Here is a 12,915-nt window from a genome sequence, read left to right on the forward strand (position 1 = left end):
TAACTAAACAGCGGGCAATCAGACTGCAGGCAATCGAACTGCAAAAACCGATGTCAGGCGAGGTGCGCCCGGCATCCTGGGGCAAGCGGCTGGCCTGGCTGGCGGGGATATGGCTGGCAAGTATCCTGGTGCTGACGCTCATGGCCTATGGCATGCGGCTGCTGATGTCAGCCGCAGGCATGACGGCAGGGCAGGATCGCAGCGTCGCGGTGATGGAAAGCATGGTGCCCGGCCCAGGCCGGCTGATGTTCAAGGCGCCGCCGGACGCCGTCTCCGGGCAGGCAGCCACTGCGCAAGCGACTGTGCTTGCCTCGGGCGAGAGGGCAGGCACAGCTTTGCAGGCAAGGGGAATGGAACGCTCATGAAGCGCTACGAAGTCCTGGCCAATGAATTTTCAGAGGCCATCCGTAACGGCATCTGGCGTGCGGGCGACCGCCTGCCGTCGGTGCGCAGCCTGGCCCGCGAGCGCGGCGTCAGCCCGACCACGATTTTCAGCGCCTACTATCTGTTGGAATCCTGGGGGCTGGTGCGGGCCCAGGATCGTTCGGGCTATTACGTTGTAGGCCATCCCGTTGTACGCCCGCCAGAGTTCGACGGCACGCAGGCTGAAGTGGCGGGCCAGGTGGTGCAGGCCAAAGTGATTGACCGGGTATTCGATCTCCTGAGCGCCATGCTGCGCCGGGATGTGGTGCCGCTGGGCGCCGCTTTCCCCAGCGCGCGCCTGTTCCCGCTGGAGCGCCTGGGGCAGTTGGTAGGAAAGGCCGCCAGGAATGTTGATCCCTGGTCCACGGTGGATAATCTCAGCATGGGCGATTTGCGCCTGCGCCGCAATATCGCGCGCCGCTATGCGGCGACAGGCAAGGCCGTGCATGCGGATGAGGTCATCATCACCAACGGGGCGATGGAAGCGCTGAACCTGTGCCTGATGTCGGTGGCCCGGCCGGGCGACGCCGTGGCGGTGGAGTCGCCGGCATTCTATGGCGTATTCCAGGCGCTGGAACGCCTGGGCCTGCGTGCCATCGAAATCCCGACTCACCCGGAACACGGTATGGATCTGCAGGTGCTGGAACAGGTGTTCGCCGAGCAGCGTCCTGCTGCCTGCTGGGTCATGAGCCATTTCCAGAATCCGCTGGGCAGTCTCATGCCCGAAGCCAAGAAAAAAGCCATGGCAGACCTGGCTGCCAAGTATCGCATCCCGCTCATCGAGGATGATGTCTATGGCGAGCTGCATTTCAGCAATGAAGCGCTGCAACCCATCAAAACCTACGACCGCGACGGCTGGGTGCTGCACTGTTCATCATTTTCCAAAACCCTGGCGCCGCATTATCGCGTGGGCTGGGCCATTCCAGGCCGCTTCATCGACCGCATGGCCCGACAGAAACTGACCTTCAGCCTGGCAGCCTCCATGCCGGCGCAGGTGGCGCTGGCTGCCTACCTGGAACAAGGCAGCTACGACAAGCAGCTGCGCCTGTTGCGCCGTACCCTGCAAGCCTCGCAGGGGGAAATGCTGCATGCCATTGCCGACAGCTTTCCCGCTGAAACGCGATGCACCCGGCCGGAAGGCGGTTATTTCCTGTGGCTGGAACTGCCGCAGGATGTCGATGCCATGGCCTTGTTCCAGACCGCGCTGGAGGGTGGCGTCTCGCTTGCGCCCGGCACCATGTTCACGGCCAAAGACGGTGCCTATGGCCACTGCGTGCGTCTGAACTACGGGCTGGAATGGAATGACGCCGTCGCCCGGGCCGTGCAATGGCTGGGGCGCAGCGTCCGGGCCGTCGTTCCCTTGCAGGCGGCCTGAGGCTTTCTATTGGCAGTGGCAGCGCCTGGCCTGGCCAGCCTGCCTGATTTTCATACTGCCGGTATCAGCTTATAGAAAAACTGTCTAAGAGCGGGGTGGGGTGTTCTTATATCCTTGTCACTCCCCATTCCCGCCTTCATGCGGGGAAAACGGTCGCCTGGGGCCCGCAGGCAGCTGCTGATGGTACTGCCTGACCATAGGTTTGGCGTCCTGGCGCATCTGGATTCCTGTATGTACATTTACGATGAAATAGATCAACAGCTGGTCGAGCAGCGTGTCACGCAGTTCGCGGACCAGACCCGCCGCTTTCTGGCCAATGAACTGACAGAAGACGAATTCCGCGTCTTGCGATTGCAGAACGGCTTGTATGTGCAACGCCATGCACCCATGCTGCGCGTTGCCATTCCTTATGGCATGCTGGCATCGCGCCAGCTGCGCAAACTGGCCTTCATTGCGCGCAAATATGACAGGGGCTACGGGCATTTCAGCACGCGCCAGAACATACAGTTCAACTGGCCCAAACTGGAAACCGTGCCGGAAATCCTGGGCGAACTGGCCACGGTGCAAATGCACGCCATTCAAACCAGCGGCAACTGCATTCGCAATACCACCACGGATCACTTTGCCGGCATTGCGCCCGATGAACTGGTCAACCCACTGGTCTGGTGTGAAATCATTCGCCAATGGTCCACACTGCACCCGGAATTTGCCTTCTTGCCGCGCAAGTTCAAGATCGCCGTCAGTGGTGCAGTCGTTGACCGGGCTGCCGTTGGCGTGCATGACATCGGCTTGCAGGCTGTCGAACAAGATGGTGAAATCGGTTTCAGGGTCTGGATCGGCGGCGGCATGGGGCGCACCCCCATCGTCGGCAAACTGGTCAAGCCCTTTGTCGCCTGGTACGACTTGCTGACCTACCTGCAGGCCGCGCTGCGCGTCTATAACCTGCATGGCCGGCGCGACAACAAATACAAAGCCCGCATCAAGATTCTGGTCAAAGACCTGGGTGTCGAAGCCTATGCGGAACAAGTGGAAGAACAATGGCGGCACATCCGTGGCGGCCCGGACACCATTCCCCAGGCAGAACTGGATCGCATCGCAGCGCGTTTCACCTGGCCCGCCTATGAAACGCTGAGCACACAGGCCGGCATTCATGATGCCCAGGCTCAGGCGCACCCCTTGTTTGCACGCTGGCTGCGCACCAATGTCCACCCGCACAAAGTACCGGGTTATGCAGCCGTCACCGTATCGCTCAAAGCCACCGGCATTCCTCCGGGGGACATCACCGCGGACCAAATGGACTATGTGGCCGACCTGGCCGATGAATATGGCTTTGGCGAACTGCGGGTATCGCATGAACAGAACCTGATCCTGGCCGATGTGCGGCATGATCGCCTCTTCGAACTCTGGCAACAGCTGCGCGAACAAAACCTGGCAACGCCCAACATCGGCTTGCTGACCAACATCATCGCCTGTCCTGGGGGAGATTTCTGTGCATTGGCCAATGCCGTATCCATCCCCGTTGCCGAGGCCATCCAACAGCGTTTCGACAATCTCGACTACCTGTACGACATAGGCGAACTGGATCTGAACATCTCCGGCTGCATCAACTCCTGCGGCCACCACCACGTGGGCCACATCGGCATCCTGGGCGTGGATAAGGCCGGGGAAGAATGGTATCAAGTCACGCTGGGTGGCCGCCAGAGCGGCGCCGGTGGGTTGGCGGATGGCGGGGCGGCCATAGGCAAAATCATCGGCCCATCCTTTGCCCGTGAACATGTTCCCATTGTCGTGGAACGGCTGGTGGAAACCTATCTTTCATCGCGTGACAGCGAAGCCGAACGCTTCATTGATGTGGTGGAACGCCTAGGCATTGCGCCGTTCAAGGAACATGTCTATGCCGACCCCACGTTGAACCCCAAGAAAACCGCAGGAGCCGTCCATGCCTGATCAAGTCGCAGAAAATGTCGTCGTGGAGGCCTTGCCCGACGCTGCCCCTGGCGCAGTCAGAACTGCTGCTGCCGGGCAGCAGCAAGCCCACCTGATTTATCACGGGCAGCTGGTGGACAACGACGCCAGGCTGTATGAAGCCGGTGATGCAGAAACTGCCCTGCCAGCGGATGAACCTGGCTGGCTGGTGCGGCTGCCCGTATGGCTGGCAAACCAGGCCGAGGCAAAAAACCGCCAGCACCCATTGGGCATATGGATAGCACCGGATGATGACATCGCCAGCCTGCCGGGCGCGGAAAACGCGGCCATCGACCCGCAAGGCATCTGGCTACTGGCCATCGACTTCCCGCAATACACGGACGGCCGAGGCTATTCCTTCGCGCAGATATTGCGTAATCAATACGGATGGAAAGGGCAATTGCGCGCGGTGGGGGATGTGATGATAGACACCATTCACTACCAGGCGCGTTGTGGCTTTGACAGCTTTCTGGTCAAACCCGGCCATGATCCGCAGCTGGCCTTGAAGGCTTTCCAGGCGTTTACGGTGCGGTATCAGCGGTCTTATCCGGCTGCGGAGACTATGGCTATAAACTAATAAAATTTTCTGGAGAGCAGGGTAATGAATTAAATCTCATCGTAGGTGGGATTTAATTCCCACTCGGATCTAAGAATTGCGACAACTGATCGCCCTTTTATTTCTCCGTGTGAGTAAACATCATCTTTAAGAAAGCCCTCCACAGACCAGCCTATTTTTTTTACCGAATTGTGTGCCTTGTGATTGTGGCCTAATTGATAACCGTACACTCTATTAAGACCGAGTTCGATGAAGCCATAATTTGTAAGCAGTTTGTAAGCTTCCCGACCATAGCCCCCCGACCAGAAATCCCTGCCGATAAAAATATACAGCTCTGCTTTTTTTGTAGTACGGTCAATATTTATATAACCAGCAAATCCAATGGTATTGCCTTCTGTATCTACAATGGCGAAATCCATTCTATTGGAAACTAACAAATTTTTTGAAAACCATGCCTCTGTTTTTGCCAATGAGGTAGGGTAGTCGAAATTTAGGGTCGCTTGTACTGCTTCGTCATTGATATATTCAACCCGTTTTTCTAAATGTTTTTTTTCTAGTGGCGTTAGTTTTATACGTGAACCTTGAAGGATATTCCTTTGAGTGCTAGTCATGTGTATTATTCTCTTTGGGTAAAGTACGCGGTTCTCTTTTTAAAAGAGGTTGTTTTTAGATGGTGTGTTGGTGGAGGCTGTTTGAGAGGCGCTTTGATTCATCTGGGCGCGTCTTTCTTCGCTGAGTTTTTTATATACTGACGAAGGTACAACCACAACTCCTTCGCGTTTAAATACTTGATATACGGTTTTGACGATTATTTTTATATCTAGTGACATCGTTCGGGTGTTAACGTACACAATGTCATAAGCAAGTCTATCATTCCAGGTTGTTGCATTGCGACCATTAATTTGTGCTAGGCCCGTGATTCCCGGGCGAACGTGATGTCGACGCATCTCTTCAGGGGTATAGTATTCTAGATACTCTAGTAGTAAAGGTCTGGGGCCAACTATACTCATATTTCCCTTTAGAACATTCCAAAGTTCGGGCAATTCATCCAAGCTTGTTGAACGCAAGAAGCGACCGAAGGGTGTTATTCTTTCCGAATCAGGCAAAGGGTTTCCATTGCGGTCACAAGCGTCTCGCATTGTGCGGAATTTTATCATTTTGAATGGCTTTCCAGCTAATCCTGGGCGTACTTGTTGAAATAAAACAGGAGAGCCGAGTTTGCGTTTAACTTGCCAGCCAATGATGATTAGGAAGGGGGAAAGAAAAATTAATGCAGTAGCGGATACAAATATATCGAAGGTACGTTTGATCATCAATGTCGCCTCTTGCGTGAAATGCTTCACCAAAAGCATATGGAATATGTCATTTAATCGGAAATGACGGCAATGAATAGGTGCTCAAGTGGGGCTTACTGAACGTTAGAGGTAAGTAGATTAATTAATCCACCAGTATGTAAAAAAAGGATTTTTTTATATTGAAATATTGATGAGTTTTTTATTATTGACATCATTCCAAAAAAAGCTTTGGCAGTGTATGTTGGATCTAGAATGAGGCCGGTTTGTTGAGCGACATCTTTTATTAGTGCACTTAATTCTGGTGAATGTTTTTCATATCCACCAAATGTCCATGCATCATGGAAGAGTACTTCCCGTTCGATTGGGTGCTGAATTCCTAAATGGACACGAGTTTCCATGTAAGAGTCATGGATCACTGCTTTTGCACGACCAGCTGTACGGGCTACCGAAATGCCTATGACTTTTGTATTCCATTGGCGTAAGTCTAGTCCAGCCATTAGTCCTGCTTGTGTTGTGCCAGTTCCACTAGCAAGAAAGATGTAATCAGGCTCTTCTGGAAGTTCCTTAATTGCATCGACATATGCAAGAGAACCTTCTAGGCAGTGGCCTCCTCCAGGAATAATAACTGGGGTTTTGTTCGCGTCTATGAGTGCGGAGCTAATTTCTTCAATTTTTTTTGCTATCTGATCTGCATGGACTATATGGATACTTGCACCAGCTATTTTTGAGATTAAATAGTTGCCTTGTGCACATATATGATTGCCATCTTGGGCGTCTGAGTGTAATACGAGATGGCATTCGTATTTATGCTTTGCTGCCATTAATGCACATACACGAGCATGGTTAGACTGCAGACCGCCATTTGTTATAATAACTGGGTTTTTAGTGGCATGGATATTGGAAAATATTTTTTGTGTCTTCCTGCCTTTATTTCCGCCGCCGGCTATCGGATATAAGTCATCTCTTTTGACATGAATCTGAATGCCTTGGTAAGTTATTTTTTCAAGAGGCGTCATGATTTAAATATATGTGTATGTGCTGTACGCAAATATGTATTTTTATTTACTGAGAGTATTTATTGGTTGGGAAACTTAACAATGGTGTCACATTTTGTATAGGTGTAGTCTGTGTTGTACTTATATGCTTTTGATTTATTGGTTACGCTGTCAGCGGTTAATAAAAGACTGATATGATTGGCGCCTGCGTAATGAGTAAAAGGATATCCGCCACCAAATCGCGGATTTAGTTCAAGAAAATATAACTTGCCGTCTCTCTCTAAGACATCGCAGTCCAAATTTCCAATGTGTTTAAGTGTTTGGGCTATTTTTTTTACTGGATCATCAAATCTCTCGTCTTTGATTGGGGTGGATTTGTCTGTTTCGCCTGAACGCATAGCTAATTTTTTCTTGCTGCAATATCCAATATATTCGGAATTTAGGCTATTGAGTATATCTATTCCATATTCTTGTCCTTCGATGAATTCTTGAATTATTACACTATTGTCAGGGCTAAAATGATTGAGTATGCTGTTTTTTACGGCTTCAATGCATGTTTGGTATGCGCTATCTAGCTCGCTGGCTGCGCTAACTTTGATTATTGAAATGGATGCACTCCCCCAGCGCGGCTTAATTATTAGGGGGAAGTGTATTGTGTCTTTTTTTAATGCCTCTTTGGCCTCTCCTAAGCTGATGTAGGTTTTGGGAGAGGGTATTCCACATTGTTCGAAAAATTCATGGGTTTTGTACTTGTCTGCAGCAATTTCGATTGCATCACGATTGGATACTACAGCAATGGCTCCGGATTTTTGTTTTATTATTTCTTTGTTCTCGGCTAGAAGGGCCAGTTCCAGATCATTTACGGAAAAAATATAATTTATCTTTTCGGTTAGGCAGATTTCGATTAGCTGGTTGATGTAATCTGGATGGCTGACAGAATGGCAAAGGATAGATTTGTCGCATGCTGCTAAAGCAGGTGCATAAGGTGACATATCTGTGCCGATTATTGATCCCGTTGAGCCTACAAAGTCTTTGAAAAATTCGACTAAATAATGTCGACGGCCAGCACAAGTAATAAGAATGTTCATTTTTAATTTTCTGTGAAAATCTATATTGAATTATTGGGGGTGTACTCTGGAATCCATTGTTTTAGTGTTGCTCGAACTTCGTCATCACTCATGGGGGTATGTTGCTCATACCATTCCAGCAAGAAGTTAAAGAGTGTTGCGGGGGTCTGTCTAGCTCGGGCAATACGCAGCTTTGGATGCGTGGTTTCCAATGTTTCTTCAGCATCAGCTAGTAGCTCTTCGTATAATTTTTCGCCTGGACGCAAACCGGTGAACTCAATGCCTATTTGTTCCTCCGTCAATCCCGCCAGACGAATCATATTACGCGCCATATCGGTAATTTTTACCGGTTCACCCATATCAAGTACAAAGACCTCGCCACCTTTCCCCATGGCGGAGGCTTGCAGTACTAATTGCGCGGCCTCGGGAATAGACATGAAGTAGCGTGTGATGTCAGGGTGCGTGACAGTGATGGGGCCACCCGATTCAATTTGCTGCTTGAATTTCGGGATAACACTGCCGGTACTGCCCAGCACATTGCCGAAACGTACCATCTGGAAAATGGTTTGATTATCCGGGCAAGTTTGTAGATCCAGGCAGGTCATTTCTGCCATGCGCTTGGTGGCACCCATCACGTTGGTAGGATTCACCGCTTTATCTGTAGAAATCAGCACAAAACGCTTGACGCCGTGGGTTTGCGCAAGACGCGCAACAGTCAGCGTACCGAAGACGTTGTTGCGGACGGCTTGCCAAGCATTACGCTGCTCCATCAGGGGAACGTGTTTGTATGCCGCTGCATGAAAAACGACTTCAGGTTTGTATTCAGTGAAAATCTGATCCATGCGCACCTCATCCTTGATATCGGCGGCCAGCGGCACGATTTCAATTTCTGAACGGTGGGTACGGAACCATTGCTCAATGGTATAGAGTGCAAACTCACTGGCTTCCACCAGCAAGATCTGGGCAGGGTGGAAGCGAGCCAATTGCCGGCACAATTCGCTTCCGATGGAACCTCCCGCGCCAGTGACGAGAATACGCCGACCAGCCAAAAGAGTGCTGACATTTTCGTCGTCGATCTTGACGGCTTCCCGGCCCAGCAAATCTTCTACTTTAACTGGCCGCATGCTGTTGATGGCAACGCGCCCACTCATCAGTTCCGACAGGCTGGGAATTGTCAGCACGGTGGCGCGTGCGGAAGTGGCGGTCTGAGTGATGTGTTGAAATGCTTCGCGATTGGCAGTGGGAATGGCAATGATCACATGCCGTGCATCATAACGAGCCAGTATCTCGGGCAAATTTTCCGTTGCACCTTCAACAAGATAACCATGCAGCTCTTTGCCGTGCATGGCCGGATTATCATCGACGAGCGCAACTACGTTCCATTCGTTGCTGCGTTGTAGCTCTTTCACCATCAAGGCGCCTGCGGCACCAGCACCCACAATGACGACTGGCTTGCCTGAGCCCTCGCCAGCTTTGCGTTCCATGCTGGCTTCACGGTACATGCGCCAGGCGACACGGCCCCCCCCCATGATCAGCAACAGCAGGATGGGGTACAGAAAGATGACCGATCGGGGAACCAGATGCTGCTCTGTAGGGGAAAAAACAGTTGTAAGCAGGAGCACAACGGTAGGAACCAAAACCGCTTTGATAACGCGTTTCAAATCAGGTAGGCTGGCAAAAATCCAGATGCCGCGGTACAGGCCTGCGTAACGGCACACGATGAGCTGTATAACCAGCAGTATCAATAAACCGACCAAAATCGGCGTATTTTGATCCGAGGGCCACTCGAAATTGAAGCGCAATAAGTAGGCGCCCAGCCAGGCCAGGACGACGGCAATAAGGTCAAAAGCGACAGCGCTGAGCGCGCGCAGGCGTACGGGAGAGATCATGCGGCGAAGGAAAGGAAACTCAAGGAAGCCATCAAAAACAGCAGAAAAAATCCTGTTAATCCGGTTTTAACTAGGGATTGTCGCATACCTGCCAATATGTTACGCAATTTTGCTATTCTAAGTGCGTATTGTCTTGTTCAGGTGAGAATAAAAACCCAGTGAAGTTATACCTTGATGACGCTGAAACGGGCCGTATTCACTCCGGCACACGGCGGATACAAGCTAGTGTGCCAGAGGAAAAAACGTGTTACATCACTAGGACGGGGGATGCGGGATTCACCGTGTCTGGCAAAATCCCGCTACCTTTGTCCGATGAAGGTAACAGCCTAGGCCGTTGCTTGTTGTACGACCGACGTAATCACTTCATTGGTGAGAGCGATATTCGCGTCAGTCAATGTTGGGTGCACCAGGAACATCATGCTGGTTTCCCCCAGGGCTTTAGCGACAGGCAGGCTCTCCTTGGGGCGCCAAGGCGTACCATCAAAGGCTTTTTCCAGGTAAACCTCTGAACAAGAACCCGAATAGGCGGGCACGCCCGCTGCATTGATTTCATGCAAAATGCGGTCGCGATTCCAATCTGCCTTCAAGGCCTGCGGTTCGACAAAAACGTAAGTTTTATAGGCTGCATGGGTGATGTGCGCGGGCACTTCCGGCACGCGCAGCGCAGGCAGCTTTCGAGCGTTGTTCCAGATGCGGTTGGCGTATTCAAGCCGAGTGCGGTGCCAGGCGGGCATACGCTTGAGCTGGATGCGGCCGATCACCGCCTGCATTTCCAGCATGCGCCAGTTTGTTCCGAAGCTTTCATGCAGCCAACGGAAGCCTGGCGGGTGCTGGCGGTTATAAACCGCGTCCCAGGATTTCCCGTGGTCTTTATAAGACCACATCTTCTTCCAAAGGGCTTCATCATTTGTCGTGACCATGCCACCTTCGCCGCCGGTAGTCATGATTTTGTCCTGGCAGAAAGACCAGGCACTGACATGGCCGATAGAACCAACAGGCTTGCCACGGTACAGGGCGCCGTGTGCTTGTGCGCAGTCTTCAATCACATACAAGCCGTGCTTGTCTGCCAGAGCCATGATGTCATCCATCTCGCACGGCCAGCCAGCCAGATGTACCGTAATGATGGCCTTGGTACGCGGAGAGAGTACGGCTGCGATGGTTGCAGAGGAAATATTCTGCGTATCCGGATCGACGTCAGCAAAGACCGGAGTTGCGCCGGTATTGACAATAGACGACACGGAAGCCAGGAAGGTACGGGATGTAACGATGACCTCGTCCCCGACACCGATACCCAACGCAATCAAGGCGACATCCAGAGCTACGGTACCGTTGGTCATTGCTACCGCATGGCTGGTACCTGCCCAGACGGCAAATTCTTTTTCGAATTCACGGGTTTCCTGGCCCGTCCAGTAGTTGACCTTGTTAGAGAGCAAAACTTGTCGCACAGCATCTGCTTCGTCTTCCGTGAAGCTGGGCCATGGAGGGAAAGGAGTGTTAAGCATGAATAGAAGTGAAAGAATATTAAAAAATATTTCAGAAATTAGGAGGTCCGTGTGATACGGAACGGATTATAGGGCGCTAACCCTCCGATTGCGAAAAAAAATAGAAATTTTGCGAGATGAGTATTCGTTGAAGCGGTATCATACGCACCGTTCAACGGCGGAACGACAGGCCCGTATGCATAAAGATATAAGCGATGAATATCATTTGATAGTGATGCGGATGCCTGTCAAGTAGCCCGGCATCGGCGAGCGAGAGCTGGTTGCGAGCTTGAGTGTGGGTGCAACTACTATATGTAAGAATTGGTAGGCAAAGGTTTTGGCTAAGATTCATATTTCGTAATAGTTGCAATAAAATCGCTTGCGCTTATTTATTGTCGTCAGATGTAGTGAACGGCAAATTAAAGCAAGCTTTGCAATATTCGATTTGGCGTATAAAAGGATATGGTGGATTAAAAGAAGGGGTTGGGTTTCTTCGGTTGGGAGTTGGTTTAGGCTTTTCGAAAAAACAAATTCGAGTGCTAATATTAAGTGCTTGAATTTAATGGTGGATTGTGTTGTCCGGGTTTAGGATTTTAAAAGCATAGAGATTTTTATGAAAATTACGGTGGTTGGAACTGGTTATGTGGGCTTGTCTAACGCAATATTACTAGCTCAGCACAATGAAGTGGTGGCGCTTGATATTGATGAGCGCAAAGTGGCTTTGTTGAATAACAAATTATCGCCAATTGAAGATCGTGAAGTTAGCGATTTTCTGGAAAACAAGAAATTGAAATTACGAGCGACAACGGATAAGAAAGATGCATATGCAGATGCTGATTTTATTGTCATAGCTACACCTACTGATTACGATCCAAAAACCAACTACTTTAATACGTCTAGTGTAGAGTCTGTGTTGTGCGATATCGAGTTGCATAATAAAAAGGCGATTGTCGTGATTAAGTCAACGGTGCCTGTGGGTTTTACGGAGGAGATAAAGAAAAAAATGACGGGTGTGCATATTTTGTTCTCGCCTGAATTTTTAAGAGAGGGGCGGGCGCTATATGATAATTTGCATCCGTCTCGTATAATAGTTGGTGAAAATTCGGCGCAGGCCCAAGAATTTGCGAATCTCTTAAAGCAAGGTGCGATTAAAAAAGAGGTTTCTGTTTTATTTACCAATGCAACTGAGGCTGAGGCGATAAAGCTATTTTCGAATACTTATTTAGCGATGCGGGTGGCTTATTTTAATGAGTTGGATAGTTATGCTGAGTATTACGGTTTAGATAGTCGCCAAATTATTAATGGTGTTGGCTTGGATCCTAGAATTGGTGGGCATTATAATAATCCAAGTTTTGGCTATGGTGGGTATTGCTTACCTAAAGATACTAAGCAGTTATTGGCTAATTATGATGCGGTGCCTAATAATATTATCCGGGCTATTGTGGAGGCAAATCGTACCCGCAAAGATTTTATAGCGGATAGTATTATTAAAAGACTTGATCAGGTAGAGCGGCCTATCGTTGGTATTTATCGGTTGGTAATGAAAGAGGGGAGTGATAATTTTCGAGCGTCTGCGATTCAGGGGATTATGAAACGTATAAAGGCTAAAGGAATTGAGCTGGTTGTATATGAGCCGGTGCTGAAAGAGAAGAGTTTTTATAATAGTCGTGTGATTGAAGATATTAATGTTTTTAAAGCAACAGCGAGCGTGATAGTTGCAAATAGACTGTCTGAGGAGCTAGTTGATGTTAAGGGGAAGGTTTATACGCGAGACTTATTTCAATCGGATGCTTAAGGATGATTTGCAAAACCTTACCCTGGTTAGTGAGCTAATTTCTGTTCGGTGCAGAAGCAGCATGAGAAATTGAG

The 12,915-nt window shown here is 50.1% G+C and carries 11 protein-coding genes; 5 read left to right on the plus strand and 6 right to left on the minus strand.

What is annotated here, in order from left to right:
* The first annotated feature begins 50 nt into the window (after positions 1 to 50).
* The 4 genes from ACNA1V_RS01425 (at position 51) to ACNA1V_RS01440 (ending at position 4,340) form a co-directional block, all read left to right on the plus strand.
* Entirely contained in the window at positions 51 to 365 is a 315-nt protein-coding gene (locus ACNA1V_RS01425) for a DUF2474 domain-containing protein (protein WP_415831798.1), read from the plus strand.
* Positions 362 to 1,798: an aminotransferase-like domain-containing protein gene (locus ACNA1V_RS01430; protein ID WP_415831799.1), complete on the plus strand. Its 1,437-nt coding sequence runs from the start codon at positions 362 to 364 to the stop codon at positions 1,796 to 1,798. Before ACNA1V_RS01425 ends, ACNA1V_RS01430 begins: the two co-directional genes overlap by 4 nt.
* Before the next feature lie 231 nt (positions 1,799 to 2,029).
* On the plus strand, positions 2,030 to 3,745 hold the full coding sequence (locus ACNA1V_RS01435; protein ID WP_415831800.1) for a nitrite/sulfite reductase: 1,716 nt from the start codon (positions 2,030 to 2,032) through the stop codon (positions 3,743 to 3,745).
* Positions 3,738 to 4,340 (plus strand): DUF934 domain-containing protein, encoded by a 603-nt coding sequence (locus ACNA1V_RS01440; protein ID WP_415831801.1) that lies wholly within the window; start codon positions 3,738 to 3,740, stop codon positions 4,338 to 4,340. Before ACNA1V_RS01435 ends, ACNA1V_RS01440 begins: the two co-directional genes overlap by 8 nt.
* Positions 4,341 to 4,369: 29 nt before the next feature.
* On the opposite strand, the gene ACNA1V_RS01445 is transcribed toward ACNA1V_RS01440, so the two are convergent.
* From ACNA1V_RS01445 to ACNA1V_RS01470, 6 genes are all read right to left on the minus strand, one after another.
* Entirely contained in the window at positions 4,370 to 4,930 is a 561-nt protein-coding gene (locus ACNA1V_RS01445; protein ID WP_415831802.1) for a GNAT family N-acetyltransferase, read from the minus strand.
* Positions 4,931 to 4,969: 39 nt separating this feature from the next.
* Positions 4,970 to 5,632 (minus strand): sugar transferase, encoded by a 663-nt coding sequence (locus ACNA1V_RS01450; RefSeq protein WP_415831803.1) that lies wholly within the window; start codon positions 5,630 to 5,632, stop codon positions 4,970 to 4,972.
* A 95-nt stretch (positions 5,633 to 5,727) separates the two neighbouring features.
* Positions 5,728 to 6,630, minus strand: coding sequence for a 1-aminocyclopropane-1-carboxylate deaminase/D-cysteine desulfhydrase (locus tag ACNA1V_RS01455; protein ID WP_415831804.1), 903 nt, complete (start codon positions 6,628 to 6,630; stop codon positions 5,728 to 5,730).
* 59 nt (positions 6,631 to 6,689) lie between these two features.
* Complete coding sequence (locus ACNA1V_RS01460; RefSeq protein WP_415831805.1) at positions 6,690 to 7,697, minus strand: ATP-grasp domain-containing protein; 1,008 nt, start codon at positions 7,695 to 7,697, stop codon at positions 6,690 to 6,692.
* Between the two features lie 20 nt (positions 7,698 to 7,717).
* The gene (locus tag ACNA1V_RS01465; RefSeq protein WP_415831806.1) at positions 7,718 to 9,565 is read right to left on the minus strand and encodes a polysaccharide biosynthesis protein; all 1,848 of its coding nucleotides are present in this window, start codon (positions 9,563 to 9,565) and stop codon (positions 7,718 to 7,720) included.
* Between the two features lie 326 nt (positions 9,566 to 9,891).
* Positions 9,892 to 11,067: a DegT/DnrJ/EryC1/StrS family aminotransferase gene (locus ACNA1V_RS01470; protein WP_415831807.1), complete on the minus strand. Its 1,176-nt coding sequence runs from the start codon at positions 11,065 to 11,067 to the stop codon at positions 9,892 to 9,894.
* 592 nt (positions 11,068 to 11,659) lie between these two features.
* On the opposite strand from ACNA1V_RS01470, the gene ACNA1V_RS01475 reads away from it, so the two are divergent.
* Entirely contained in the window at positions 11,660 to 12,841 is a 1,182-nt protein-coding gene (locus tag ACNA1V_RS01475) for a nucleotide sugar dehydrogenase (RefSeq protein ID WP_415831808.1), read from the plus strand.
* The last annotated feature ends 74 nt before the right edge of the window (positions 12,842 to 12,915 follow it).

It is taken from the genome of Kerstersia similis, assembly GCF_965139615.1.
GTDB lineage: Bacteria > Pseudomonadota > Gammaproteobacteria > Burkholderiales > Burkholderiaceae_B > Kerstersia > Kerstersia similis.

What these genes read in the sequence shown, in the direction of transcription:
- ACNA1V_RS01425 (WP_415831798.1), top strand. Translation starts at nt 51, where the DNA reads ATGTCAGGCGAGGTGCGCCCGGCATCCTGGGGCAAGCGGCTGGCCTGG.
- ACNA1V_RS01430 (WP_415831799.1), top strand. Translation starts at nt 362, where the DNA reads ATGAAGCGCTACGAAGTCCTGGCCAATGAATTTTCAGAGGCCATCCGT.
- ACNA1V_RS01435 (WP_415831800.1), top strand. Translation starts at nt 2,030, where the DNA reads ATGTACATTTACGATGAAATAGATCAACAGCTGGTCGAGCAGCGTGTC.
- ACNA1V_RS01440 (WP_415831801.1), top strand. Translation starts at nt 3,738, where the DNA reads ATGCCTGATCAAGTCGCAGAAAATGTCGTCGTGGAGGCCTTGCCCGAC.
- ACNA1V_RS01445 (WP_415831802.1), bottom strand. Translation starts at nt 4,930, where the DNA reads ATGACTAGCACTCAAAGGAATATCCTTCAAGGTTCACGTATAAAACTA.
- ACNA1V_RS01450 (WP_415831803.1), bottom strand. Translation starts at nt 5,632, where the DNA reads ATGATCAAACGTACCTTCGATATATTTGTATCCGCTACTGCATTAATT.
- ACNA1V_RS01455 (WP_415831804.1), bottom strand. Translation starts at nt 6,630, where the DNA reads ATGACGCCTCTTGAAAAAATAACTTACCAAGGCATTCAGATTCATGTC.
- ACNA1V_RS01460 (WP_415831805.1), bottom strand. Translation starts at nt 7,697, where the DNA reads ATGAACATTCTTATTACTTGTGCTGGCCGTCGACATTATTTAGTCGAA.
- ACNA1V_RS01465 (WP_415831806.1), bottom strand. Translation starts at nt 9,565, where the DNA reads ATGATCTCTCCCGTACGCCTGCGCGCGCTCAGCGCTGTCGCTTTTGAC.
- ACNA1V_RS01470 (WP_415831807.1), bottom strand. Translation starts at nt 11,067, where the DNA reads ATGCTTAACACTCCTTTCCCTCCATGGCCCAGCTTCACGGAAGACGAA.
- ACNA1V_RS01475 (WP_415831808.1), top strand. Translation starts at nt 11,660, where the DNA reads ATGAAAATTACGGTGGTTGGAACTGGTTATGTGGGCTTGTCTAACGCA.